The 24,325-nt window shown below is 64.7% G+C and carries 26 protein-coding genes; 18 read left to right on the top strand and 8 right to left on the bottom strand.

Translation table 11 applies throughout. The features are described 5' to 3' along the window. Positions 1 to 11: 11 nt before the first annotated feature. Together lptG and lptF are read right to left on the bottom strand one after the other, a co-directional pair. Complete coding sequence (lptG, locus tag QTH86_RS03730) at positions 12 to 1,121, bottom strand: LPS export ABC transporter permease LptG (RefSeq protein WP_286646000.1); 1,110 nt, start codon at positions 1,119 to 1,121, stop codon at positions 12 to 14. Next, positions 1,118 to 2,230, bottom strand: coding sequence for an LPS export ABC transporter permease LptF (gene lptF, locus QTH86_RS03735; protein ID WP_286645999.1), 1,113 nt, complete (start codon positions 2,228 to 2,230; stop codon positions 1,118 to 1,120). The genes lptG and lptF overlap by 4 nt, the downstream gene beginning before the upstream one ends. Positions 2,231 to 2,252: 22 nt before the next feature. On the opposite strand from lptF, the gene QTH86_RS03740 reads away from it, so the two are divergent. From QTH86_RS03740 to QTH86_RS03755, 4 genes are all read left to right on the top strand, one after another. Continuing rightward, complete coding sequence (locus tag QTH86_RS03740; RefSeq protein ID WP_286645998.1) at positions 2,253 to 3,764, top strand: leucyl aminopeptidase; 1,512 nt, start codon at positions 2,253 to 2,255, stop codon at positions 3,762 to 3,764. Between the two features lie 12 nt (positions 3,765 to 3,776). Next, the gene (locus QTH86_RS03745; protein ID WP_286645997.1) at positions 3,777 to 4,217 is read left to right on the top strand and encodes a DNA polymerase III subunit chi; all 441 of its coding nucleotides are present in this window, start codon (positions 3,777 to 3,779) and stop codon (positions 4,215 to 4,217) included. Next, complete coding sequence (locus QTH86_RS03750; RefSeq protein WP_286645996.1) at positions 4,214 to 4,693, top strand: hypothetical protein; 480 nt, start codon at positions 4,214 to 4,216, stop codon at positions 4,691 to 4,693. The genes QTH86_RS03745 and QTH86_RS03750 overlap by 4 nt, the downstream gene beginning before the upstream one ends. Positions 4,694 to 4,817: 124 nt before the next feature. Next, the gene (locus QTH86_RS03755) at positions 4,818 to 6,023 is read left to right on the top strand and encodes a branched-chain amino acid ABC transporter substrate-binding protein (RefSeq protein WP_286645995.1); all 1,206 of its coding nucleotides are present in this window, start codon (positions 4,818 to 4,820) and stop codon (positions 6,021 to 6,023) included. A gap of 181 nt (positions 6,024 to 6,204) precedes the next feature. On the opposite strand, the gene QTH86_RS03760 is transcribed toward QTH86_RS03755, so the two are convergent. Genes QTH86_RS03760 through nosP form a run of 5 tightly spaced genes read right to left on the bottom strand, consistent with a single transcriptional unit; the run spans position 6,205 to position 13,932 of the window. Continuing rightward, entirely contained in the window at positions 6,205 to 8,376 is a 2,172-nt protein-coding gene (locus QTH86_RS03760; RefSeq protein ID WP_353505990.1) for a putative bifunctional diguanylate cyclase/phosphodiesterase, read from the bottom strand. A 37-nt stretch (positions 8,377 to 8,413) separates the two neighbouring features. Continuing rightward, positions 8,414 to 9,388, bottom strand: a complete 975-nt coding sequence (locus QTH86_RS03765; RefSeq protein ID WP_286645994.1) for a TRAP transporter substrate-binding protein — start codon at positions 9,386 to 9,388, stop codon at positions 8,414 to 8,416. A 32-nt stretch (positions 9,389 to 9,420) separates the two neighbouring features. Then, positions 9,421 to 11,688, bottom strand: a complete 2,268-nt coding sequence (locus QTH86_RS03770; RefSeq protein WP_286645993.1) for a putative bifunctional diguanylate cyclase/phosphodiesterase — start codon at positions 11,686 to 11,688, stop codon at positions 9,421 to 9,423. Then, positions 11,685 to 12,779 carry a sensor histidine kinase gene (locus QTH86_RS03775; RefSeq protein WP_286645992.1) on the bottom strand — a complete coding sequence of 365 codons (1,095 nt, stop codon included), beginning with the start codon at positions 12,777 to 12,779 and terminating at the stop codon, positions 11,685 to 11,687. The genes QTH86_RS03770 and QTH86_RS03775 overlap by 4 nt, the downstream gene beginning before the upstream one ends. Next, positions 12,772 to 13,932, bottom strand: a complete 1,161-nt coding sequence (nosP, locus tag QTH86_RS03780; protein ID WP_286645991.1) for a nitric oxide-sensing protein NosP — start codon at positions 13,930 to 13,932, stop codon at positions 12,772 to 12,774. The genes QTH86_RS03775 and nosP overlap by 8 nt, the downstream gene beginning before the upstream one ends. Positions 13,933 to 14,298: 366 nt before the next feature. Here nosP and QTH86_RS03785 point away from each other — a divergent pair, with 366 nt between their 5' ends. The 4 genes from QTH86_RS03785 (at position 14,299) to QTH86_RS03800 (ending at position 17,438) form a co-directional block, all read left to right on the top strand. After that, positions 14,299 to 15,531, top strand: a complete 1,233-nt coding sequence (locus QTH86_RS03785; RefSeq protein WP_286645990.1) for a tyrosine-type recombinase/integrase — start codon at positions 14,299 to 14,301, stop codon at positions 15,529 to 15,531. Between the two features lie 131 nt (positions 15,532 to 15,662). Further along, positions 15,663 to 16,325 carry a hypothetical protein gene (locus QTH86_RS03790; protein ID WP_286645989.1) on the top strand — a complete coding sequence of 221 codons (663 nt, stop codon included), beginning with the start codon at positions 15,663 to 15,665 and terminating at the stop codon, positions 16,323 to 16,325. Positions 16,326 to 16,467: 142 nt separating this feature from the next. Beyond that, positions 16,468 to 17,178: a hypothetical protein gene (locus tag QTH86_RS03795; protein ID WP_286645988.1), complete on the top strand. Its 711-nt coding sequence runs from the start codon at positions 16,468 to 16,470 to the stop codon at positions 17,176 to 17,178. Between the two features lie 50 nt (positions 17,179 to 17,228). Continuing rightward, positions 17,229 to 17,438: a helix-turn-helix transcriptional regulator gene (locus QTH86_RS03800; protein ID WP_286645987.1), complete on the top strand. Its 210-nt coding sequence runs from the start codon at positions 17,229 to 17,231 to the stop codon at positions 17,436 to 17,438. A gap of 68 nt (positions 17,439 to 17,506) precedes the next feature. Here the strand turns inward: QTH86_RS03800 and QTH86_RS03805 are convergent, their stop codons facing one another. Further along, positions 17,507 to 18,055: a superinfection exclusion B family protein gene (locus tag QTH86_RS03805; RefSeq protein WP_286645986.1), complete on the bottom strand. Its 549-nt coding sequence runs from the start codon at positions 18,053 to 18,055 to the stop codon at positions 17,507 to 17,509. Positions 18,056 to 18,099: 44 nt separating this feature from the next. Between QTH86_RS03805 and QTH86_RS03810 the strand changes: the two genes are divergently transcribed. The 10 genes from QTH86_RS03810 to QTH86_RS03855 all read left to right on the top strand — a co-directional run bounded on the left by QTH86_RS03810 (position 18,100) and on the right by QTH86_RS03855 (position 23,793). Next, positions 18,100 to 18,513, top strand: a complete 414-nt coding sequence (locus tag QTH86_RS03810) for a CHC2 zinc finger domain-containing protein (protein ID WP_286645985.1) — start codon at positions 18,100 to 18,102, stop codon at positions 18,511 to 18,513. Next, positions 18,510 to 19,733: an AAA family ATPase gene (locus QTH86_RS03815; RefSeq protein ID WP_286645984.1), complete on the top strand. Its 1,224-nt coding sequence runs from the start codon at positions 18,510 to 18,512 to the stop codon at positions 19,731 to 19,733. The genes QTH86_RS03810 and QTH86_RS03815 overlap by 4 nt, the downstream gene beginning before the upstream one ends. Further along, on the top strand, positions 19,730 to 20,059 hold the full coding sequence (locus tag QTH86_RS03820) for a TubC N-terminal docking domain-related protein (RefSeq protein WP_286645983.1): 330 nt from the start codon (positions 19,730 to 19,732) through the stop codon (positions 20,057 to 20,059). Before QTH86_RS03815 ends, QTH86_RS03820 begins: the two co-directional genes overlap by 4 nt. Then, on the top strand, positions 20,056 to 20,274 hold the full coding sequence (locus QTH86_RS03825) for a hypothetical protein (RefSeq protein ID WP_286645982.1): 219 nt from the start codon (positions 20,056 to 20,058) through the stop codon (positions 20,272 to 20,274). Before QTH86_RS03820 ends, QTH86_RS03825 begins: the two co-directional genes overlap by 4 nt. After that, positions 20,271 to 20,423 carry a hypothetical protein gene (locus QTH86_RS03830; protein ID WP_286645981.1) on the top strand — a complete coding sequence of 51 codons (153 nt, stop codon included), beginning with the start codon at positions 20,271 to 20,273 and terminating at the stop codon, positions 20,421 to 20,423. The genes QTH86_RS03825 and QTH86_RS03830 overlap by 4 nt, the downstream gene beginning before the upstream one ends. Beyond that, positions 20,411 to 20,737 carry an HNH endonuclease gene (locus QTH86_RS03835; protein ID WP_286645980.1) on the top strand — a complete coding sequence of 109 codons (327 nt, stop codon included), beginning with the start codon at positions 20,411 to 20,413 and terminating at the stop codon, positions 20,735 to 20,737. The genes QTH86_RS03830 and QTH86_RS03835 overlap by 13 nt, the downstream gene beginning before the upstream one ends. After that, positions 20,734 to 21,300, top strand: a complete 567-nt coding sequence (locus tag QTH86_RS03840; protein ID WP_286645979.1) for a hypothetical protein — start codon at positions 20,734 to 20,736, stop codon at positions 21,298 to 21,300. The genes QTH86_RS03835 and QTH86_RS03840 overlap by 4 nt, the downstream gene beginning before the upstream one ends. A 190-nt stretch (positions 21,301 to 21,490) precedes the next feature. Next, positions 21,491 to 22,033 carry a hypothetical protein gene (locus QTH86_RS03845; RefSeq protein WP_286649413.1) on the top strand — a complete coding sequence of 181 codons (543 nt, stop codon included), beginning with the start codon at positions 21,491 to 21,493 and terminating at the stop codon, positions 22,031 to 22,033. 267 nt (positions 22,034 to 22,300) lie between these two features. Next, positions 22,301 to 22,612, top strand: a complete 312-nt coding sequence (locus tag QTH86_RS03850; RefSeq protein ID WP_286645977.1) for a P27 family phage terminase small subunit — start codon at positions 22,301 to 22,303, stop codon at positions 22,610 to 22,612. Between the two features lie 581 nt (positions 22,613 to 23,193). After that, positions 23,194 to 23,793: a hypothetical protein gene (locus QTH86_RS03855; protein ID WP_286645976.1), complete on the top strand. Its 600-nt coding sequence runs from the start codon at positions 23,194 to 23,196 to the stop codon at positions 23,791 to 23,793. Positions 23,794 to 24,325: the final 532 nt, after the last annotated feature.

The following is a 24,325-nucleotide window of genomic DNA, read 5'->3' on the forward strand; positions in this document are numbered from 1 at the left end:
CGTTCATGCCGCTAACGTCTGAGCACCAGCCACCCGAAGGCGCCCAGCGACAGCATCGTGTAGATCAGCCCTGGCGCCGCCGCCGTGAGCCAGGGCATCCAGTTGCTCAGGTTGCCGATGTAGCCGAACACGTTGTTCAGCAGGAAGAAGCTGATGCCGATCAACACGCCGCCGAAGACATAGGTCGTCACGCCGCTCTGGCGGAAGTGCAGGTAGGCGAAGGGCAGGGCCAGCACCACCATCACCAGGCAGGACAGTGGGTAGAAGACCTTGCGCCAGAACTGGATCTCGTAGCGCTGGGCGGTCTGGCCGTTGACTTCGAGGTGCTGGATGTACTCGAACAGGTCGAGGGTGCGCATGCGGTCGGGCTTGAGCAGCGCGACCGACACCATTTCGCTGGTGAGCGTGGTCGGCCAGCGGTACTCGGGCGAATGTGTGGTGACGACCTGGGCCTTGTCGGTCGCGCGGGTGTCGTAGCTCTGGTGTTCGGCATTGCCCAGGAGCCAAGCCCCGTCGACGATGCGTGCGGTGCTGGCCTGGATCTGGGAGGCCACGAAGCCCTTGCCGTCGAACTCGAAGATGCGCGGGCTGGTCAGGGTGCCGTCGCGGCCCATGGCCGCCACGTTGACCGCATACGACATGTCGCCCTGCCTTTCCTTCAGCCAGGCACCGGTGGTACCGACGGTGGCAAGCACATCGCCGCGAAAGCGCGCCTTGAGCACCTGGGCGCTCCGGTCGGCCGCCGGCGCCAGGTAGTCGCCGACCGCGAAGGTCAGCGCCACGAAGCCCGCGCCCAGCAGCAGGAGCGAGCGCAAGGCCCGCCAAGGCCCCAGCCCGCTGGTGCGCAGGATGGTGTATTCCGAACTCTGCGCCAGCCGCGCCATCACGAAGATGGTGCCGATCAGCACCGTGATCGGCAGCAATTCGTACAGATGGCTCGGCACCAACAACGCGACATAGGCCAGGGCCTGCGGCGCCCCGTAGCCGAGGCTGTCGGGCTGGCCGATGTCGCTGAGTTCGTCGACGAAGTCGAAGAAGAAGAAGAGGGCCAGGAAGCCGAGCGTGACGAAGGCCACGGCCTTGAGCACCTCGGTGTAGATCAGTCGACGGATCGTCTTCACGCGCGGGTCACCTGGGTACGGGGCGATGCGGCCGGTCGACGCAGACGCAGTCCCCAGTTGTTGTGGCGCTTGAGCAGCCAGAGACCGGCGAGCAGCAGAATCCCGCCGTGCAGCGCGAGCATGAAGGCGCCCATGCCGACGCGGCCCGAGCCGATCCAGTTCTGGCCGAGGTTCAGCAGGTTGAAGTACACGACGAAGGCGAACAGGGCCAGCAGCAGGTTGGCGCTGCGCCCCACCCGCGGGTTGACGTTCGACAGCGTCAGGGCCAGCAGCACGAAGTTGATGCCGGCGAACAGCAGGCCGATGCGCCAGGCCAGTTCGCCCAGGTTCGGCGGCGACGGCTCCATCACCAGCTTCAGGGTCGGCCGGGCGCGCAGCGGCGTCGCATCGGTGGACGCGGCCACATCGCTGCCGACCTTGGTGCCGTAGGTGTCGAACTCGCTGATCTTGAGCGTCTTCTCGTCGAGCGAGCGCTCGAGCCGCTGGCCGTTGCTCAGCATCAGGTAGCGGGTATCGCCCACGCTTTCGAGACGCCCGCTGCGCGCCGACGTGATGATCTGCAGGTTGCGCTCGATCGAGGAAATGAAGACGTTGGTGGCCGTCGCCGCGTCGGGCGTGTCCTTGTCGATGAAGAAGACGCGGTTGCGGCCGGCGGATTCGCGGAACTCACCGGGCGCGATGCGCTCCAGGTCGCCGCGGCGCTCGTACTGGGCACGCATGCCCTGGGTCTGCGAATTGGCCCAGGGCCAGCCCACGAGGGCCAGCACCGCGATCATCAGCAGCACGGGCCAAGCGAAGCGGAACAGCGGCTGCACGAAGTCGACCAGACCGCGGCCGCTGGAGAACCAGATCACCATCTCGCTGTCGCGGTACATGCGCGAGAGCGTGCCCACGATGGCGACGAAGAGGCTCAGGCTGAGGATGGTCGGCATGTAGCCGAGCACCGTGTAGGCCATGACGAGCATCACGTCGGAGGGGTTCACGCTGCCCTTGGAGGCAAGGCCGAGCGTACGGATCAGCATCATGGTCATCACGATGGTGATCAGCACCACCAGCGTGGCTCCGAAGCTGCGCGACAGCTCCTTGCGCAAAGAGGAATGGAATAACATCGTCGAGCGAAAGAAAAGGATTATGGACTTTCAACTCAAGACCCTCAGCACCGCCCAGGCGGCCACCGACAAGACCGACGCGCTGATCGTGCTCGTCCCCGATGGTGCGAAGGCGGCGGCGCCTTCCAAGGCCGATGCACTGGCCACGGCCATCGATGCGGTCCGCCAGGCCGGCGACCTTCCGGCCAAGGCCGGCAAGCTGCTCGCGTTGTATCGCCCGGCCGGTGTGACCGCCCCGCGCGTGTTGCTGGTCGGCGCGGGCGATGGCTCCGCCGGCGCAGTGCGCAATGCGGTCGGCGCGGCCGTTCAGGCGGTCAAGGCAGCCGCACCCAAGCGGGTCACGCTGCTGCTGCCATCGGGCATGGATGGCCTGGCCGTGCGTGCCGCCGTGATCGCCGCGGCCGACGCGAGCTACGTCTACACCACCACCAAGCCGAAGGTCGAGGCGCGCAGCATCCGCCAGGTGGTGCTCGGCGTGGCCGACGCGTCCGCCGTGAAGTCGGCCTTCGCCGAAGCCAGTGCCACGGTCGCCGGCATCGAGCTGGCGAAGGAATGGGGCAACCGGCCCGCCAACCACTGCACCCCGACGCTGCTGGCCGGGGCGGCCCAGGCGCTCGGCGCCTTGCCGCGCATCCAGTGCGAAGTGCTCGGTCCGAAGGAAGTCGCGAAGCTCGGCATGGGCTCGTTCGCGGCCGTGGCGCAGGGTTCGTCAGAACCGCTGCGCTTCATCGTGCTGCGCTACCAGGGCGCCGCCAAGGACCAGGCGCCGGTCGTGCTGGTCGGCAAGGGCATCACCTTCGACACCGGCGGTGTGTCGATGAAGCCCGCCGCAGAAATGGACGAGATGAAGTTCGACATGTGCGGTGCCGCCAGCGTGCTGGGCGTGTTCCGCGCGCTCGGCGAACTCAAGCCCGCGATCAACGTCGTGGGCCTGATCCCCGCCGCCGAGAACATGAACGACGGCAAGGCGCTCAAGCCGGGCGACGTCGTGACCAGCATGAGCGGCCAGACCATCGAGGTGCTCAACACCGACGCCGAAGGGCGCCTCATCCTGTGCGACGCGTTGACGTACGCCAAACGCTTCGCCCCGGCCGCCGTCATCGACATCGCCACCCTGACCGGTGCCTGCGTGGTCGCCCTGGGCGGCGTGCGCAGTGGCCTGTTTTCCAGCAACGAAGCGCTGGCGACGGCACTGAGCGCTGCCGGCGACCGCGCGCAGGACCTGTGCTGGCGCCTGCCGCTGGACGACGAATACGCCGAGGGGCTCAAGAGCAACTTCGCCGACGTGGCCAACATCGCAGGCCGCGCAGGTGGCGCCATCACCGCCGCCAAGTTCCTGCAGCGCTTCGCGGCCGATTACCCCTGGGCCCACCTCGACATCGCCGGCACGGCCTGGAAGAGCGGCAGCGCCAAGGGCTCGACCGGCCGGCCGGTCGGCCTGCTGATGTCGTACCTGATGGCCCGGGCGGCGGAAGGCGCGAGCGCGCCGGCCGCGCCGCGCAAAGCCGCCCGCAAGGCCCGTGCAACCCCCTGAGGCGACCGGCGCGTGACCGAGATCGACTTCCACTTCAACACGCCCGACAAGGTGGCCTACGCCTGTCGGCTGCTGCGCAAGGCCGTGGCGGCGCGCGGGGCGCGGGTGGTGGTGGTCGGCGATGTGTCGACGATCGAGGCGGTCGACGCGGCGCTGTGGCAGTTCTCGGCGGCCGACTTTATCGCGCATTGCCGGGCCAGCGCGGAGCCGTCGGTGCTGGCACGCTCGCCCGTGGTGCTGATGGACGGCGCCAATGCCGCGCTGCCGCACCAGCAGGTACTGCTCAATCTCGATGCGACGGTGCCGAACGGCTTCGAGCGCTTCGAGCGGCTGATCGACATCGTGACCGACGACGAACTGGACCGCCGGGATGCGCGGGCGCGCTGGCGGCACTACGCCGACCGGGGCTACGCCATCACCCGGCACCAGTTCCAGGGGGGCGCTTCGCGATGAATGCGCCGCGGACGCCGCCGCGCTTCGTGCCGACGCTCACCACGGTGCTCGAGCCCCTGGCGCCGTTGGTGCCGAGCGAGCCGGTGACGCCTGTGCAGGCTGAAAGCGTTGCAGAGCCCGAGGATGCGGTCTCGGTAGCCTCCGCCGAGCCACCTTCGCTGCCCGTGGCGCCGGACCTGCCGGACCTGCGCAGTGCCATCGCGCTCGACCCCGTCACGCGCTTCGGCGAGATGGAGCGTTTCGCGTTGGAAGAGCAGTTGCTGCACCGCGTGATGCAGCGCGTCGACCTGCAGCTCGAGGAGCGGCTGAGCGACGTCGTCGCGGCGGCCGTGCAGGCCCAGCTCGACCTCATGGTGCCGCGCCTTCGCAACGAAATCGAGGACGTCCTGCGCACGCTGGTGACCGAATCGCTGGCCCAGGAACTGCAGGAAAAACCCGGGTCCAACCCACCCGGAAACGGGCAGACCTTGGGCTAAACTGCGCCCGGTTCGACGGCGCGAGGGCGCTGGAAGACAAGGTCCGGCGCGGAAGTTGCTCTGCTGTCGTACCCGGTTCAAGAGACCGGTTTTTTACTCTATCCATCATGTTCTGGAGGTTCCCATGCAAATGAAATGGACTGCGGTCGCACTGGCTGCTCTCACGCTAGTGGCTTGCGGCAAGAAAGAAGAAGCCGCTGCACCCGCCGCTGCGCCGGCACCCACGGCCGCTGCACCCGCTGCTGCACCTCCCGGCGCAACCCTGGTCGTCAAGATCGGCCACGTCGCTCCGACCAGCGGCGCCATCGCCCACCTGGGCAAGGACAACGAGCTCGGCGCCAAGATGGCCATCGAGGACCTGAACGCCAAGGGCCTGAAGATCGGTGACAAGACCGCCAAGTTCGAACTGCTGGCCGAAGACGACGCCGCCGATCCGAAGCAAGGCACGGCCGTCGCCCAGAAGCTGGTCGACAGCAAGGTCAACGGCGTGGTCGGTCACCTGAATTCGGGCACCACCATTCCCGCTTCCAAGCTGTACAGCGACGCGGGCATCCCCCAGGTCTCGCCATCGGCAACCAACCCCAAGTACACGCGCCAGGGCTTCAAGACCACGTTCCGCGTGGTGGCCGACGACACGCAACTGGGCGGCACGCTCGGCAAGTACGCCGTGGAGACGCTCAAGGGCAAGAACATCGCCGTGATCGACGACCGCACGGCCTACGGCCAGGGCGTGGCCGAGGAATTCGAGAAGGCTGCCAAGGCGGCCGGCGCCACCATCGTGGGCCACGAATTCACCACCGACAAGTCGACCGATTTCAACGCCATCCTGACCAAGCTCAAGGGCGCCAAGCCCGACGTGCTGTTCTTCGGCGGCATGGACGCGGTCGGCGGCCCGATGCTCAAGCAGGTCAAGCAACTGGGCATGACCGTCAAGTTCATGGGCGGCGACGGCCTGTGCACCGCCGAACTGGCCAAGCTGGCCGGCGATGCGATCGGCGAAGACATGGTGGTGTGCGCCGAAGCGGGTGGCGTCGACGGTGACTTCAAGGCACCGCTGGAAGCCTGGAAGACCAAGTTCAAGGAAAAGAACGGCGTCGAGGTCCAGATCTACGCGCCGTACGTGTACGACGCCGTGAACGTGCTGGCTGCTGCGATGGTCAAGGCCGGTTCCGCCGAGCCGGAGAAGTACCTGCCGGAAGTCGGCAAGGTCGACTACAAGGGCCTGACCGGCCCGATCACCTTCGACGAGAAGGGCGACATCAAGAATGGCGCCTTGACGCTGTACACGTACAAGGGTGGTGCACGCACGCAGATCGCCGTGGTGCGCTGAGCACTGCACGCTGCGCATTGGCAGATGAAGGGGCCCGCAAGGGCCCCTTTTTTCATGGCGCAGTGTTGGCCGCCGGGTCGCCAGGGGAGCCCAATGCGAACCCGAACCCGAACTCGTCGCACGGCTCGCTGCTGCGCCATACCTCCGATCGAAGCCAAGGACCCAAGGACCGGCAGCGCCCTCAATCTCCCTGTGCGACGGCAAAGCGCGCGTTGACCAAGGTGGCACATTCGGCGGGCGTCACGGGCGGGCTGAAGAGGTAGCCCTGTATTTCGTCGCAGCCGTTGGCGCGCAAGAACGCCAGCTGCTGGAGGGTTTCGACGCCTTCGGCGATGACCTTGAGATCGAGCTCATGGCCGAGGGAGATGATGGCCTTGGCGATGGCCTTGTCCTCTTCATCCCCGGGAATGCCGCGCACGAAGCCCTGGTCGATCTTCAGTCTGGAAATTGGAAAGCGCTTGAGCGCGCTGAGGCTGGAATAGCCGGTTCCGAAATCGTCGATGGACAGCTGCACGCCCATGGCCTGCAGGGTCCGCATCGAGAGCAGCGCCTTCTCGAGGTCTTCCATGATCAGGCTTTCCGTCAGTTCCAGTTCGAGAAACCGGGGATCCAGCCCGCTGTCGTCCAGTGCCCGATCGACCTGTTCGATCCAGGTTCGCTCTCTGAACTGCCGCGCCGACACGTTGACCGCCACATTGAAGGCCGGCAGGCCCGCGTCCTGCCAGGCCCGGTTCTGGAAGCAGGCGGTGCGCAGCACCCATTCGCCGATCGGAACGATGAGTCCGGTCTCCTCCGCCAGAGGAATGAACTCGGTTGGCGATACCAGGCCACGCTCCGGATGCTGCCAGCGGATCAATGCCTCCACGCCGGTCACCTGGCCCGATGTCATCGCCACCTGGGGCTGGTACACGAGGTGGAATTCCCCCCGCGCGACGGCGTGGCGCAATCCTTCGCGCAGCGCGAGCTTGTCGCGGATCGCGCCGTTCATCGCGGCGGTATAGAACTGGAAATTATTGCGCCCCGATGCCTTGGCAAGGGCCATCGCGGCATCGGCGTTCCTGAGCAACGCGTCGGCGTCGGCCCCGTCCGCGGGATAGGTGGCCACGCCCAGGCTGCCCGTGACCTGGACCCCTTGGTCGCCGATGCGTACCGGCTCTGCAATGGCTTCGAGCAGCCCTTGCAGAGCCGGTGCCACGTCCGTCCCGTCGCCCGGCTGGTCGTACAGAACGATCACGAATTCGTCGCCACCTGTTCGCACCACCGTGTCCACGCTGCGCAGGCACTGGTGCATGCGTTCGGCCATGACCTTCAGCAGTTCGTCCCCGGCCTTGCGGCCCAGGCTGTCGTTGACCAGTTTGAAGCCGTCGAGGTTGATGGACACCACCGTCATCAGCCGGCCATAGCGATCCGCATAGGAGATGGCCTGCTTGAGGCGATCCTCCAGCAGCGCGCGATTCGGCAGCCCCGTCAGCAGGTCGTGGGTGGCCTGGTGTTTCAATCGGCCAGCGCTGCTCTCCAGCAGCACGTTCGAGTTCTCGATCGATTCCGCCATCTGGTTCATGGCGCTCGCGAGGATGCCGAATTCATCCGCGCGGCCTTGTTGCGCTCTGGCACTGAAGTCCCCCGCGGCCACGCGCCGGGAAAACGCGATGAGCTCGGTGATGGAGCGCGTGATGCGCTGCGAGACGATCCACGCGATCGCCGCGCCGAGCAGGCTGGCCAGGACGACCATGGCGATCGCGGCCCATCGCGAGAATGTGGCAGCGCGTTCGGCATCGGCGCGGGTTTGAAGTGCGCGCTTGGTCGCCGCGGTGTGAAGCGCCTCGACCGAGGATTCGATGGCAGCGGTCGTGTCGACGTCGTGTCTGCCCAATTCGGATGACGGGCTCGCTGGCGTTTCCTTGCCATGCTGCGCGATGCGGGCGAGAACGCCGTCCTCGTATTGCTCGGTCTGGGCCTCGATCCGGGCGACCTGTGCCCTGAACTGCGGATCGGTCGAGAGGATCCGAAGGCTCGCCAGGTACTCCCGCATGTCCAGCAAATGGTTCTGCATGGCCGGCAGGAAACGCGCGCTCGCCGCCGCCACGCCAAGCCGGTCCACCGACCGCAGCAGTTCATTTTCGGCGTCGCGTGCCTTGTACATCGCCAGCGAGCTGCGCAGACTCAGGTCCGCCATCCGGTTGTCGCTGTTCAACAACTTGTCGATGGCCTTCGCGGACCGCTGCTCGCTGAGATAGAAGGCCACGCCCAGGGCCAGCATCAGTGCGATGACGACACCGAATCCCAGCGCGATCTCCACCCGCAGGCTGCGCGATCTCTTCCACCACGAGAAGCCGGTCGAGAATTTGCTCAATTGCGATTCACTCCCAGGTCACGGTTCCCGAGGCGCGTCACGGGCTTCGCTCTGCATCGACCATCTTCAGGAAGGTGCGGACGTTCTCGTCGCCCGCGAAGCGCCTGATCTCTTCGCGGGCGCGCTGCGTGGCCGCGCGGAACGGCGCCGGATCCGGGCGCGTGACCTTCACGCCGGCGGCGGTCATCTTGGCGATCAGGTCCTCCTCCTCGGCGATGATCTTCCGGCGCATGCCGTCGCCCGCCGCCTTGCTCTCCTCGCGCACGATCAGCTGCTCGGCCGGTGTGAGCTTCGCCCAACTCTGGGCGCTCATGAGATGCAGGGTGTGGTAGTACACATGGCGCGTCAGGGCCAGGTGCTTCTGGACCTCGTACAACTTGTTGTAGTAGATGACGTTGAGCGGGTTTTCCTGGCCGTCGACCACGCCCTGCGACAGTGCCTGATGGAGTTCCTTGAAGCCGACCTTGCTGACCTGAGCGCCCAGCGATTCCATGGTGGCCTCGAGTTCGGCCACGGGCGGCACGCGCACCTTGAGGCCCCGCACGTCGTCGGGCCCGTTGATCGGACGCTTGTTGTTGGTGAGGTGGCGAAACCCCCATTCCCAATTGGACAGGATGATGAATCCCTGCTTCTCGGCCAGTGGCGCGAGCCATTTCATGGCCGGGCCGTCGAGCACGCGGTGGGCATGCGCATAGCTGTCGAAAAGGTATGGCATGACGACCACGGAGAAGGTCTTCTCGTACTTGATGAGGTAGTTCATCGAGCTCACGTCCATGTCGACCGCTCCGAGCCTGACCTTCTGCAGCAGCTCGTTCTCGCTGCCGAGCTGGGACGCGGGAAAGATCTCCGTACGCACCTGTCCTTGGGTGCGCTCCTCGACCCGTCTGGCGAATTGCAGCGCCGCCAGATGGGCCGGGTGCGTGGTGGCAGCGGCGTGCACCAGCGACAGCACGACAGGCTCGGCCCGCACCGCCGGAACCCAGGCGGCGAAGCCCCATGTCGCGATGAGCATCAGGCTTGCTTTTCGCATGCTGTAGGGCCCCGTCAAGCCGCAGCCCCCTGGTTGTCGATCTTGCTGCGTTCGCTCTGTTCCATGGTGCCCGTGCGCAGAAAGTCGCCGGCCTCGTTGGCAACCACCGCCTCGCTGAAGTAGTAGCCCTGCGCCATCGTCGTGGAACCGGTCGAGTGGAGAAAGGCGAGCTGCGCCTCCGTCTCCAGCCCCTCGACGATGATGCCGATGCGCGCTTCACGCGCCAGATTCATGATGGCCCGAACGGTGGCCGCGCTGTCCGGATCGTCGACGGCTCTCTTGAGCATCGACTGCGCGATTTTCAAGTGGTTCACGCGGTAGGTGCGCAGGTACTCGAACGACGAGTACTCGGTGCCGAAGTCGTCGATCGCAATGCGAACACCGAGGGCGCGCAGCTTCGGAAGCACGTCGTTGTGGGTCCACGTCATCTGGGCCAGCGTCGACTCGGTCACGTCGAACTCCAGAGCGGATGGATCGAGCTGCCACTTCTCGAGGCTCTGCGTCACGTCGCGAATCAGCTCGCTGCCCTGCCGGAGCTGCCCGAGCGACAGGTTGATGGCCACCAGGGGCGGCGCCACACCCTGTTCGCGCCACACGCTCATTTGCCGGCATGCCTGGTTCAGGACCCAGCGGCCCAGCACGACGATGCCGCCGGTGCGCTCCGCGATCGGCACGAACGCGCCGGCGTCGAGCAGGCCTCGCTGTGGATGGTTCCAGCGCAGAAGGGCTTCCACGCCCACGATCTTCCCGGAGGACAGCTCGACCTGTGGCTGGTAGTAGAGCTCCAGCTCTTCCTGCTCGATCGCCTTTTTCAGGTCTTCGCCGAGCTTCACCCGGTCGCGGACTTCCAGATCGAGGTTTTCCGAGTGGAAGTGGTATTGGTTGCGGCCGTGTTCCTTCGACCGGTAGAGCGCCACGTCGGCTTGCCCCACCATTTCGTCCGGCCCCTCGCTGCCCGGGATGAAAGGGCAGATGCCGATGCTGGCGGACACATGCACCTCGTTGCCGGCGAGCATGTAGGGGCGCGCGAGCTCCTCCAGGATCTTTGCCGCCAGCGCGCCGGCAGCGGCCGGTTCGGCCATTTCGGTCTGCAGCACGGCGAACTCGTCGCCGCCCAGGCGAGCCACCAGGTCGGTTTCGCGGGTGCAGGTCCGCAAACGCTGGGCCACCTCGCGCAGCAGCAGGTCGCCGGCCGGATGGCCGAAGGTGTCGTTGACTTCCTTGAAGTGGTCCAGGTCGAGATAGTGCAGTGCAAAGGGCACGGAGCCTCGCTGCGCTGCGGCGTGGGCCTGGTGCAGGCGCTCGGTGAGGGTGGCGCGGTTGGCCAGGCCGGTGAGCCCGTCGGTGCGCGCGAGCCGTGCCAGCTGTTCCTCCGCCGCCTTGCGCTCGGTGACGTCGATGACGATGCCCTCTACCTCGATGAGCCGGCCCTCCTTGTCGCGCACCGGAACGTAGCGGTTCTCGACCCAGCGCCGTGCGCCGTCACCCGTGCATAGCCGGTATTCGATCGAGGCGCCTTCGGCATCCTTCTCGAGCACGCGCGCCATCGCGGCAGCGACGCCGGCCTGGTCGGCCGGGTCGATCAGCACGTCCGTCCAGTTCGGGTTGGCCAGCAGGGCCGCCGGTTCGTGACCGAACTTGGTGATGTTGTGCGAGATGTAGATCAGCGGGAACGCAGGTTCGCCGCGCAGGCGGTAGAGGATGGTCGGGCTGTTCTGCACGATGATGTTGGCGTCCGACAACTCCCGCGTCCGCTCCTCGACGGCCTGCTCGAGCTGGTTCATCTTGAAGGCGGCATCCTCCGTCATCTGCCACTTCATCGTGAGCGCGCTGGCGAGCTGACGGACCTCGACCGCGTCGAACGGCTTCTTGAGCACGAGCAGGCGATCGCGCGCGTCCAGACGCTCGAAGACCTCGACCCATGACTGGTCCGCATAGGCCGTGCAGATCACGATCTGCAGGCGCGGGTCTTCGAGCCACAGCTGCTCGATCGTCTCGACACCGTCCCATCCTGGAGGCATGCGCATGTCGATGAACGCCAGGGCGTAGGGCGCGTCGGCCGCCAAGGCGTCGCGGACCTTCGCGAGCGCCTCCTGTCCCTGGAATGCGCCGTCCAGCACGAAGTCGACGTCACTCGTCTTGGCCGTGGTGCCGAACAGCGCAGATTCCAGATCGCCCAGGTCCGCGGCCATCGCCGCCGGAAGCAGGATCTTGCGGAAGTCCTCGTGGATAGCGGGCGTGTCGTCCGCCAGGAGAATGCGGCGGTTCTGCGGCGTGCTCATGCCGTCTCCGCGGCTTCTCTGATCGGAAGTTCGAGCGTGAAGGTGGCGCCGGTACCGGGCCCGTCGCTGTGGACCGTCAGCGTGCCGCCCATTTCTCGCGCTGCGATCGCTGCGCTGTGCAGCCCGAAGCCGTGGCCGTCCTTCTTGGTGGTGAATCCGTGCACGAACACCTGGGTCAGGTTTTCGGGGGCGATGCCGATCCCGGTGTCCGTGACGCGGATGCGCAGCGTCTCATCTCCGACGATCTCCGCGTTCAGCAGCAGCTGCGCGCCGTCGTCCGCCGCCGCCTCCATCGATTGCCTGGCATTGCGCACCAGGTTCATCAGCACCTGCAGGACGCGGCCCCTGTCCAGCGGCAGCGCGGGAATCTGTGCCAGGCCGCTCTCCATCACCACCCGGTGGCGCGCCAGGCCCGTGGCGTTCATGCGCAGGGCATCTTCCACCAGCTCCTGGATCCGTATCGACTCGATCAGTCTGGAGGCGCTGGCATGGGTCTGCTGCGCAGCGATGATTTCCTTGATGTGGTCGACGCTCTTGGTCAGCGCCCCCAGTTCGTCGACAACGGCGCGCTGCTCGGCCACCAGCAGCGGTGTCAACTGGCGCACGTAGCCAGGGATCATCTGGCCCTTGGCGTCGGACGCCAGGAAGGTGCCCAGGTCGTCCGCATGCTCGTTCATCAGCTGCGCCGCACGTGCGAGCCCCTCCAGCTTGGAGGCACGGACCCTGGAGAGGATCAGCCCGGCAGACACGTTGACGCTGTTGAGCACATTGCCCACGTTGTGCAGCACGTTGGTGGCGATCTCGGCCATGCCGGCCGAGCGCGCGGCCGCCACCAGATCGGCCTGCGTCTTGCGCAGCACCCGGTTGACCTGCTCGTTCTCGTGCAGCGCGGCCTCCAACGCCGCCGTGCGGCTGAGCACCTGCTCTTCCAGCATGATCGTGGTCTGGAACAGATTGAAGTCCGAGCCCTGCGCGTTGGCGCTGCGCTCGGCACGGTCCATCAGGGCCCGGATGATCTTGTTGAGCCGGGCGATCTCGTCCTGCGAGGACAGATCTTGGACGCCGGGGTCCTGCAGCGTGATATCAGACATCGTGGGTCTCCGCGGCGTTCGTGCCGAATGCAATGCCGACCAGCGTCTGATTGACGTGCACGCCACGGAACTGCTCGCCGTAGGTGTGGAAGCCGATCGTGTTGTTCTCCTGGAGCACCTCGCCGACGCGGTCCTTCGCCTCGCTCTGCACGATCTCCAGCTTGCGCAGGATGCAGTCGTATCCCAGGACGAGTTGCGGTGGCCCGATCTCTGCACGGATGCCGGCAAAGGCCTGCTCCAGGTTCTGCAGCAGGTCCACCCCCTTGGCCACCCGAAGCACCAGCCCGTCCTCGATCGCGCAGAAGAAGGTCAGGCTGCCGTCCGGATTCACTTTCTGAATGGAGCGCACATAGGGCGTCCCGCCGATCGTCAGCACCACCGGCCAGGCCGCGAAGCGCGACGGGTCCAGGTCGGACGCGTCGATGCCGAGCATCCTCGCGTACTCCTGGCTGGCCGGCAGGCCGTTGATTTCCTTGACGGTACGGGAAGGCGCATCGGCTTCGGTCACCACCAGCCGGTCTTCGGTGGCAACGACGTGTTGCGTCTTGAAGATCCGGAACGGGATGCGGGACACCACCAGCACCAGCACCGCGCAATCGGCGCAGAACCGGCCGTCCCGGTAGACATGGGTCCGGTCAAACTTCATGCCGTCGCCGGCCGAACCGCCCAGCAGGGGGAGCCTGCCCAGCGCGGTCTGGAATGCGCGCGTCACCGGTTCTTCGCGCAGCGACAGGCCGTCGATCAGCAGCAGGGCGAAGCTGTGGTCCGCATCGGTGGGCGGGCCTTCGGCGAGCAGCTTCTGCAACAGCGCCTGGGCAAAGGTCTGGCCGGCCTCCACGTCGAAGGTCTGCAGATGGTCGACGTGGCCCGCTGCGACCCGAAAGTGACTGGCTGGAAAGCTCGCGCCGGCGAGGCTGTGGTCCCGGAATCCGGCGGGGCCGATTTCCCCTGCCGTGGTGCAGCCCACGACCTGAACGTCGCCGAACAGGCGCTTCATCTCGTCGGCCAGCGCGTCCAGGTCGTATTCGCTGGAGCAGAAGAAAATCACCAGGGCCATGGCCGGCTGCGACACCTTGGCATGGAATTCCCGCGCGGCCTCACGCGGGTCCGCCGCACAAGAGTGTGCTTTGCGTATGCAATCGGTATCTGCCATGTTGCGACTCCTTGCGTGAGAGCGCATTAGGCGCCTGCCGGATCGTTGCAACAAACCGATTCCATGCGGGACATCCCTGCCACGGGCCGTGATTTTTCGCGATTCTTGGGAGGGCTTAAATGAAAAGTTCTAGTGCGGAGCGCCGTGAGCGCCCGCCAACTAAAAAGCCCCAGTAGCAAGACAGCTACTGGGGCCACAAGTTTGGCGGAGCAGGCGTCCCCGAAGGCCGGGTCCGGAGCGATCCCGAACTATGCAGATTTCACTCTTCGCCAGAGGGAGAGCCCGCTTAAAACCTGTGGAACCATCCTTGACAATCCGGCGCAATGCCGCGCCTAATGTGGTAACGGTTACCACCAGGATGGATAAATGCCAAAGAAGGCGGTCGAGCTTGGAGCTTTGCAGGTCAGTCGGCTGAAGATGCCGGGGCGTCATGCCGTCGGCGGGGTGGCCGGCTTGCACCTGTGGATCAAGGCCACCGGCGCCAAGTCGTGGATCTTGCGGGTGCTCGTCGGGCCCGTGCGTAAGGACATCGGTCTCGGCGGTTATCCGGACGTGACCCTCGCCGGTGCTCGTGATGCCGCTCGGCGTGCGCGCGATCAGATCGTTCAAGGCATCGACCCTGTGGAGCAGCGCAAGCAGGCGAGGGCGCTGCTGATGGCCGAGAACGCCACGGCCAAGACCTTCAGCCAGTGTGCCGAGGCGTTTATCAACGCCAAGGGCGACGAGTGGGACAACCCGAAGCACAGGCAGCAATGGACCAACACCCTCAAGACCTACGCAGACCCGCACATTGGCGAACTGCTGGTGCGTGACATCACGCTCGCGCACATCCTCGAAGTGCTGCAGCCGATCTGGAAGACCAAGACCGAGACCGCTACGCGCGTGCGCGGCCGCATCGAGGCGGTGCTCGACTGGGCCACCGTGCGAGGCTACCGCCAAGGCGACAACCCGGCCAGATGGAAAGGGCACCTCGAGCAGTTGCTGCCCAAGCCCTCCAAGGTGTCGAAGGTCGAGCACCACGCGGCGGTGGCGCTGGACGACATGGCGGGCTTCTGGACGCAGCTCAAGGTGGCGAACGGGAACGGCGCTCGCGCCCTCGAGCTGGCGATCCTGACCGCGGCCCGCTCGGGCGAGGTCCGTGGCGCTCGGTGGCCGGAGTTCGACCTAGAGGCGAAGCTCTGGACTGTTCCAGCCGACCGCATGAAGGGCAAGCGTGAACACCGTGTGCCGTTGTCGAGACAAGCGATCGAGCTGCTGAAGGCCACGCCGCGCGTAGACGGAACCGATGTTGTTTTCCCCGGCGTGAAGGGCCAGTCGTTGAGCGACATGACGTTGCTCAAGGTGATGCGCACCATGGGCCAGGAACAGGTGCCGCACGGCTTCCGGTCGACCTTTCGCGATTGGGCTGCGGAGCGCACCAACTTCCCGCGCGACCTGGCCGAAATGGCGCTGGCCCACGTCATCGAATCGAAGGTAGAGGCGGCCTACCGGCGCGGCGACATGTTCGCCAAGCGGCTGCAGATGATGCAGGCATGGGCCGACTTCATCGAGACGCCCGCCACGAAGGGCAACGTGCTTCCCATGGCCCGCACAGGATGAACGCCGCACCTCAGGGCGGAAATGAAGTGGGCGTCAATTCATTTCGCTGAGGCACAAAGAAGCGAGCCCCGAAGGTGCTTCAACACCGACAGGGCTCTGACCAAAGTGCACAACCTGAAAGGACCGCACACATGGCTCTCTCGATTATCTCGCCGCACCCTGCCAGCTTGCCCGACGACATTCACCTCACCGAGCAAATCGATCACGACGAATATCGCGGCCCGCTTGTTTCGTTGACGGCGGCCGGCATCATCAGGTCGGATCAGCTTCCTCCTGAAGGAAAATGCTCGATTGCCTACTCACAAGGGCAGATCATCCTTCGGAAGTGCAGGCGCGATGAAACGTACCTGAGGATCGAGCAATACGAAGACGGCACCGCTCGTGTTCTAGTCGGCGTCCAGCGCGCAGTCGCAGAGGTGCGCCGTGATGCTGCCATCAGGCAGCAGGTCAAGGCCCGGCAGGAGGCCATGGCAATGGCCAAGAAGCGCGAGAGTATGCGTGATCCTGGAATTGACGCAGTCCGCGTAGCGTTGCACGACAGTCCGGCCGCGTTCAAGGTTGGCGATCTGTGTATGCACGTCGACGGACACTACTTGGAAATAGTCGAGGGGTACGGGTTGTACGGCGTCTGGATGGAGAACGGCAGGTACTTGGACGAAGAAACCAACAAGGCCTTCGACTACAAGTTCGGCTATACGGCCCGCGAGCTTGGAAAGGGCAAGGTTTTCTACCCGGCGCACGTTCTTCTCGACGCTGAAGGAGAGACCAAGCACCTGACACTGGTCCGCCTATGAGCGCGACCGTCCGCAAACGGCTCGCCGCCGCGGCTCGTCCCGTCATGCAGCCCTTACGCCGTGGTCGGGTGCCGCGCGCAGTCGGCAGTCTCCGCAAAGAGTCCGCAAGGGTGGCGGAAAGGGGCTTCGATAAGGTTGCGCCATGAGGCGAACCAAGCCGGACCTAGGCGACGGCACCGGCGCGCTGGTAGAAGCCAACTACATCCCGGGACTGCTACGAGGCCGACTTCGCAGAGTGCTGGTGTCACAGGGGATCGACGCTCACGCTGCGGAAAGCTTTCTTCAGAACTGCGGCGAATGGGTCCAGCAGACCATTGATGACAAGCTGTCCATCGGTCCTGGAAGGCAACGTGAAGAGCTTTTGAAGATCGCGGGAAACGCTGACCGTTTATTGCAATCACTGGCTCTGGCTACGCAGCAAACAAGGGATGCGCTGCAGCTTCAAAGCGAACTCGTTAAGCACTCGGATGCTGCCCGAGACGGTGTTGCTGAGACAGTGCCGAACTCGGTGGTTGCTTCGGAGGGGCTTGACCGAACCGTGCAGGGCATTGCTTGGGATTTCATTGACGCGCTCGAGGTGCTTGCAAGCAGAGCAGCCGCTGCCCTTGATCCGACGCGACAGAGCAAGCCGGATCAGGCCAACGCTCAACATCTGACCGCCAGAATTGTCGATGTCTACTACGGGCGATTCGGGCGGTTGCCGCCATCTGACCCTGGGGCGTGGTTCGCAACGTTTATGTCAGAGCTTGGCGCTCACTATTCGATACCGTGCGGCCCTCGGATCATCAACGCGGCGATCAAGGCGAAGAAGGCCGAACTTACATTGATGGCAAAACAAACCGGATCAACGTAGGGCCGCCAAGTTCGACAGTCATTCCGTCCTAACAAAGATGGAGTGATGCGATGCAAACTCGAAGCGGGCCGGTTACCTCGCCAGTCTGGATCCAAGGCCCCCGGCTACGCCAGCGCTGGGGCATTTCCAACTCGACGTTTTATGTGAAGCTGCGGGAAGGGGTTTTGCCGCAGCCAGAGTACCCATTCGGCCCCTCCAAACCGTACTGGCGGATGGACGCCATCGAAGAATTTGAAGCTTCGAAGAAGGTGACGAAATGACCACCTTCGAGCACAAATACATCGAGACCTTGAGGGCACAGTTCGCTCGCGCAGGTTGGGAGAAGCTGCTAGTAGAGGCCACGGTCCTTATCGGTCCGGTAGAAGTTGGTCGTGCCGTCGAGGAGGGAATGATCCTCGTTGAGCACCTGCCACGCTCCATCAGCGATGTTGTGAGCGAAGCCCTCGATAACGTTGCCCATGTTCGCCGACCTGAAGATGATACGGTCGGCTACGAGGCCCTGCACGACGCCATCGTCGACGCGAAGAACATTGGTGCGAGTCTGCTTCGATATGTAGAACCGCAGAATTTGCTTTTCATCTTCCGTCAGTCGCGACAGACGATCTTTCAGGTAGCGCTTTCTGCGCCACCTGTAGTACAGGGACAGCGGTCCACTTGCGATGAACTTCAGCACGGCTATTGCGACCACCGCAAGGCAAAAAAGAAATGTGAGCCCAAGAATCGGGCGATAGTCTTCTGCAAGCTGCGTTATGCCGAGGACTTGCAGATACTGTTCAGGCAGGAACAGCAGCAAGCCAGCGACCATCCCAACTGGTGCCAGATAGCGTGGCGCGAGCTTGATCGCTTCAACGATTGCGGTAAACAACTCTGTGGCCATGTCACAAGTGTAGGCGGCGCAAGTCATGGGACGGAGACGGTCGCATGAACGTGATCGAAAACGTTCTGCTGCAGCTCGAGCAGGTCCGAAAGTCCGGCCAGGGCTTCGCATCACGGTGCCCTGCGCACGCTGACCGCGGCCCGTCGCTGTCCATCAAGGAGGGCGATGACGGCCGGGTGCTCATGCACTGCTTTGCTGGCTGCGCTACGGCAGATGTCGTCGCTGCCATCGGCATGACGATCGCCAATCTCTTCCCGCCGCCAGACCGCCCGCGCCCACCACCGCCAGCACCCGGGGTCACACGTACCGCTCTGCGCGCTGCGGCGGAGTTCGAGCGCCAAGTGCTGGCCATCGTGAGGTTCGATCGCAGGGCGGGCCGTCAGATCAGCGCGTCAGACCTCCAGCGGGAGCAACTAGCCAAGCAACGCCTCAACCAGGCAAGGAAGGCCCTCACATGAAGGATCACTCTCCTGTGTGGGAGGCACTGCCGCCCCCGATGGAACTCGACGGCATCGTGCTCACGCGCGGCTCCGACATCGAACCCGTGCCGATCTCCTGGCTTTGGCATCACTGGCTGGCTCGCGGCAAGTTGCACATATTGGCCGGTGCTCCAGGCGCTGGAAAGACGACGATCGCACTGGGCCTGGCTGCCACACTCACTAGCGGCGGGCGTTGGCCGGACGGCGTGCGCTGCGAACCGGGCAACGTCCTGATCTGGTCGGGCGAAGACGATCCGGCCGACACGTTGGTTCCGCGCCTGATAGGCATGGGCGCCAACATGGATCGCATCTACTTCGTGACGGGCTCCCGTGTCGACGACGAGGTGCTGCCCTTTGACCCCGCACGCGAACTGCTCGAGCTATCGATCGAAGCCCAGCGCATCGGCGACATCAAGCTGCTCATCGTCGACCCGGTGGTCTCTGCGGTCAGCGGGGACTCGCACAAGAACGCCGAGGTTCGGAAGGGCTTGCAGCCGCTGGTCAACCTAGGCGCCGAGCTTGGCGCCGCAGTGGTGGGCATCACGCACCTGAGCAAGGGCACGGTGGGTCGCGACCCGACAGAGCGGGTGACCGGCTCCATCGCCTTCAGTGCGGTCGCACGCATCGTCATGCTGGCCGCCAAGGTCCGGAACGAGGAGGGCGGCGACAAGCGCATGCTGGTGCGTGCCAAGGCCAACATCGCTCCAGATGATGGCGGCTTCGAGTACCACGTCGAGCAGGTCGAGGCCCGAGGCATCCCGACATCCATCGTCACTTGGGGTCAGGCAGTCGCTGGGAACGCTCGCGACCTACTCGCGGAACCGGAGGAGGAGGGCACGGACGCTGCTGGTGCTCGCCAGTCGGCCGAGGACTTCTTGCGCGAGCTGCTGATCTGCGCCACGCCCACCAAGACCGTGCAGGCTGAGGCCAAGGAAGCCGGACATTCTTGGTCGACAGTGCGCCGTGCCTCCGATGCCCTTAACGTGCTCAAGAAAAAGGGCGAGTCGGGTTGGTACTGGCAACTGCCGGTCTACGCCCGCAAGGGCGGCAACTTGCTCACAAAAAAACATGGGCAAGTTGGACAACATGAGCATGTTGAGCAAGATAAAACCGCCCATGTTGCTCAAGGTGCTCAACTTGCCCATGTGCTCAAGGGTGAAGAAGCTGAGCAACTTGGCGATGAAGAGGTGCCGCTGTGAGCCCGGTCGAGATTTGCCGCACCGCCTCGTCCGCCGGCATCTCTCTCCGGGTCGATGGTGAAAACCTGATCGTCAAGCCCGCGAATCGATTGACCCCGGCGCTTCGGGTGCTGCTCGTCGCGCACAAACCCGAGCTACTTGCATTCGTCCAGACGGCGCACGAGACCACTGTTCAGCTCGTCGCCGCGGCAATGCGTGCCTGCGACCTCCACGGAGACGGCGCGAAGGCACGCGCAGAGATGCGCGAGGACTGCTTGGCTACTCCCATCCACCTGCAGGCTGAACTGCTCGCGTACTTCCGTGAGCAGTATGGGAGGCAGGCATGACCGAGCCGGCCACCACCATCCTCACCAAGGCCGACACGGTCGCGCTGTGGCACGCCGTCGATGCGCTGAATTGGCAGATCGTCGGCATGCGCGAGGCCAACAAAGAAGAGCCCGGCAGGTTCACGCCTGAGCAGTTTGATGCGGAGCGGCAGCGCCTGCTGCAGGCCAAGCGCGCCCTCCGCAAGGTCAACGCCATCCGAAAGGCCCAGCCATGAGCGCCGACAAGATCCTGATGTACGACCTCGGCAAGGGAGCGCTGACCTACATCCAGCGCTCCCTTGTTGGCTTCGACCCGATGACCCGGGCGGCGTCTCGCTCTCAAAAGAACGCTTACTGCGAAGGGTGGGTGACATGTCAAGGCTGACAACTCTGAAGCCGCGTCTCGCTGCGCTGAGGTCGAACCGCATCAACGTGCTCGAAGCCAAGGCCGGCACGACGCCACGGGTGCGTGGTCGCACTTGGATAGAGACCCGGCAGCGCGTGGCCCTGGCGCATGGCTACCTGTGCGTCGACTGTGGTCGGGTTTGGCGATCTGACAAAGACCAGATCGACCACGACATTCCGCTTGAGCAGGGCGGGAGCAACGACGACTCCAACCTCAGGCCGAGATGCGACGACTGCCACAAGGCCAAGAGTGCGCGCGAGGCTGCCGTTCGCGCAGGAGGGCAGAGGGCATGACGGCTTCGCAGCCAGCGAGCGATCCGTGCCACCGCGTGCTCAGCATGAACGACGCACTGGTCGACGTACTGCCGTCGACGCTGTCCGCTGCAGAGCCTGCGCCAGCCTGGCAAAGCCTTGAGGACCGATTTGCGTGGCTTGCCCACAGCCAATACGGCTTCGACCTCGCAGCGCTGGATGCCTTCCTTGCGTCCGGTGACCTGCTGGATCAGGACAGGGCGCATGCGATCGCAGACCGGCAGCGAGCCTTCGAGATCTACAAGGCTGGCAATCTCGCGCACGCCATGGAGATCGTCCGGTACTTGATGCTCATCCGGCGTGCTGCTGAGACGCTTATGCCCGCCGTAAAGGCTGAACGTCGGCGCTCGGTTGCTCAGGCAGGCCAGCGCGCAAGAGGTGCGGCGGCTTGTCGCAAGTACTCCGACGAGGACATCGCCCTCTGGCGGCGACTGGCGGCAGATCCTCGTCTGCAGCCCCTCAGCGACCGCCGGCGCGGCGAGCTGATTGCGGCCCGGCTTGGCCTCCCGAAAGCTGCGGCCGAGACCATCCGCAAGGCCATCTGAAAGATTCTGGGTAAGCCTCTTAGCTCTACCCAGTCGATCGATCGAAGATCACTGAACCAACCAGAAACCTCAGGCAAACATGACTGAAGAACTTGCATACCCGGCGCTGTCGACGATCCCTGCGTATACCGTCGAACTCGAGAAGCTGTCCCGCTTTCAAACGGAGCTGAACAAGGCCGAGGAGAGCTTGGTGCAGATGCGCGCCGACTGGTTCCGCGCTCAGGAGATCGAGGCCCATCAGCCGGGCGTCGTCCTGATCGAGCATGCCGAGATGTTGCTCGACGGACGTGTTCCATCGAGCCTGAACGAGAAGACCCGCGCCGCTGAGATGTTGATCTCTGGATTGCGCCGGGCCATCGGTGCGCAGCAGGTCGTTGTCGATCGCGTCGCCTTCGAACTGAGCCAGAAGGCAGCGCAGCGCTTCAGCGAAGAGCACAAGGCACGGACCAAGCGCATCAAGGATGCCATCGTCGAACTGCATGCTGCGAACCAGGCCGAGATCAGCCTCCGCCACTCCATCGACGCACTGGGCTACTCGCAACAGCTTCCATGCACTCGCTTCGAATACCCGGATGCCGGCTCCTTCGATCCCTTCGACATCACCGGCGGCTATGTGCCCGCCTGGCATGCCGACATCGCCGACTACCTCATGACTGCGGAAGAGCGCGACGCGATCAAGCAGCGCATCGACACGGCCGCACGGCGCAAGAAGGTCGCCACCCTGACCGCCTGATGGCCAGCCTCGACACCACCGCATGACCCAAGCCGCCGCCATCGAGAGAGCAGCCCATAGAGGCGCCGGCCTGAACAGGGGTGTCCGCATCCCGCTCGCGTATGGGCGTGCATGGCAGCGTAGAGAGCGCTGCGGGGAGGCTCACCGCCCTGACGGGCTGCACGCCGCCACCTACCCCCAGGGGGGGCAAAAAGTCTGGAGGTCGACCGGGTCGGAAACCACTCGGTCTCTCACGCGCAGTAAGTCCGGGCCAATCCATGAAAGAAAGTGAGCGACCGATTGAGCGCTAAACCGACACCCGCCAAGCACCTCAGCCTCGAGGCAAAAAAGCTGTGGCAAGGGCTGTTCAACGACTACAGCCTGAACGATGCGGCAGGCCTTCTGCTGCTGCAGTCGGCGTGCGAGGCCTACGACCGCCTGCAAGAGGCACGCAAGGTGCTCGACAAGGAGGGCGCGGTGGTGTCCGACCGCTGGGGGCAGCGAAAGCCACACCCGGCCGCTGGCGTCGAACGTGACGCCCGCACACAAATGCACTCAGCCTTGCGCCTCCTCAAGCTGGAACCGGGAGCCGACGATTGACCGCGGCGAAGTCCACCTTTCGCGGTCGTCGGCGCAGCGGGGGCAATGTTTCCATCCCTAAGCCGATTGCGCAGTGGTTCGCCGGTGAGCGAGACTTCTCGTTCCACGCATACACCTGGCCCTGGCGCCACGTCCTGGCTGACCTATGGGCCGCCTGGCTCCAAGACCACCCTGGGACCGTCCCGTCGGAGCGGCTGCGAAGCCTCCTGGATCGGTCAGCTGTCACGCCGGGGAGTCACCTGGCCGAGCTGACCGCTATGGCGCGGAAGCAGGCGGGCATTGATCCTCAAGGGGTCGGCCGGTGACTGCCCGTGCTCGCCGCCACCTGATCCGGACTCTGTGCGCAGAGCTTGGCGTCTCCATCCTCCCGTTCGGCGTCGGCATGCTGCTGCGCGGCCCGGCTGTGTACCTCATGTGCACCGACCTGGGCGACGTTGTGCCAAGCGAACTCATCACCTGAAAGAACCTATGCCTCAAGCAATCCCGATCATTCTTCAAGCGGCGTCCTACATCTACACCGCTTACGCTACTTACCTGACCGTGAGCCCCGTTCTGGGCTCTCTCACAGTGGGAAAGCCGTCATGAGCCTCGTTGATGTTTGGATGACGTCACAGAAGGCTATGGTGGTGGTCGACACCGAGGGCCTCGGCTCGGATGGTCGCTACACAGAGTGCAGCAAGCTGCTCACCCTGTCGCATGCGAACGTGGTGATGGCGATCCGTGGAGGCGACCTGTTCCTGCACGCGCTTACTACGTCGTTGCGGTCCGCAGCCGGCTTCGACGAGGCGGAGGACGACCTGCCGGCTTCACTCGCGTTCGTGACCGAATCGCTCAAGCCGATGCCCCACGTCACTGAGATCCACAAGCAGGAGGTCACGATGGTGGGCTACTCGCGCAGCCGCGGCTCGATGTGCTGCCTCGTGGCTCAGTCCCACGACGAGACAGGCTTCAGTTTTCAGGAGATCACCGACCTCTACCTGTCCCCCTGGGATGCGTCGTGGGGCCAAGAAGGCATCCACGCACGCTCACCAGGCCAGGCCCACGCTATCGCAGCCGAGCAGGTTGAGAGGACGCTCACAATGCTCCCAGAAGCCCCAGTCGGCGGCCGGCTGCTGCTGGCCGAGGTGACGCGCGACGACTGCAGGGTGTCGGTGCTTGGACGGGTAACTACGCGCGGGTAAGGCGATGCACCGCGGCGGGCTTCACGGACAGCTTCCTCTTTACGAAGCCCTGGGGTGGGGCTAGAAGGCAGCCCAGCGATCTTCTGTCAACTTGGGTGGTGACGGCGCTGGATCACTCAAAGTGTTGATGCTGCACTCTGCGTCGACCGTTAACGTGTGGGACGCACTCCGAAAGCTACCTATGCGAAGTTGTCGAGTCCACCTAGTGTTCGTCGTCGCGCTGCTAATTGCAGGGTGCATCTCACCGCAGAAAACTTCAGGCGACCTAAGTACGCAAATGAAACCGGGCGGGTGCCAACTGAACCCCTCGACCGAATATCCAGTTGGAGGAGAGCATAAGTGGTGCCCAGGGGAGCCAACAGCCGGAGGGGGGTGTACTCGACCGATGCAGTGCAAGCGGTGCCAAGCAGGCGGCGTCTGGAGCGCTCCCTACAACTGCTGAACCGCAACACCGTGCGGCGTGGCTTGGCCCAGCTCTATACGCGTGTTCGATGTGGGGTCCAATGCCCGTTCGCTTAGCAATAATCCTTGT

Source organism: Variovorax sp. J2L1-78, from assembly GCF_030317205.1.
Lineage (GTDB): Bacteria > Pseudomonadota > Gammaproteobacteria > Burkholderiales > Burkholderiaceae_C > Variovorax > Variovorax arabinosiphilus.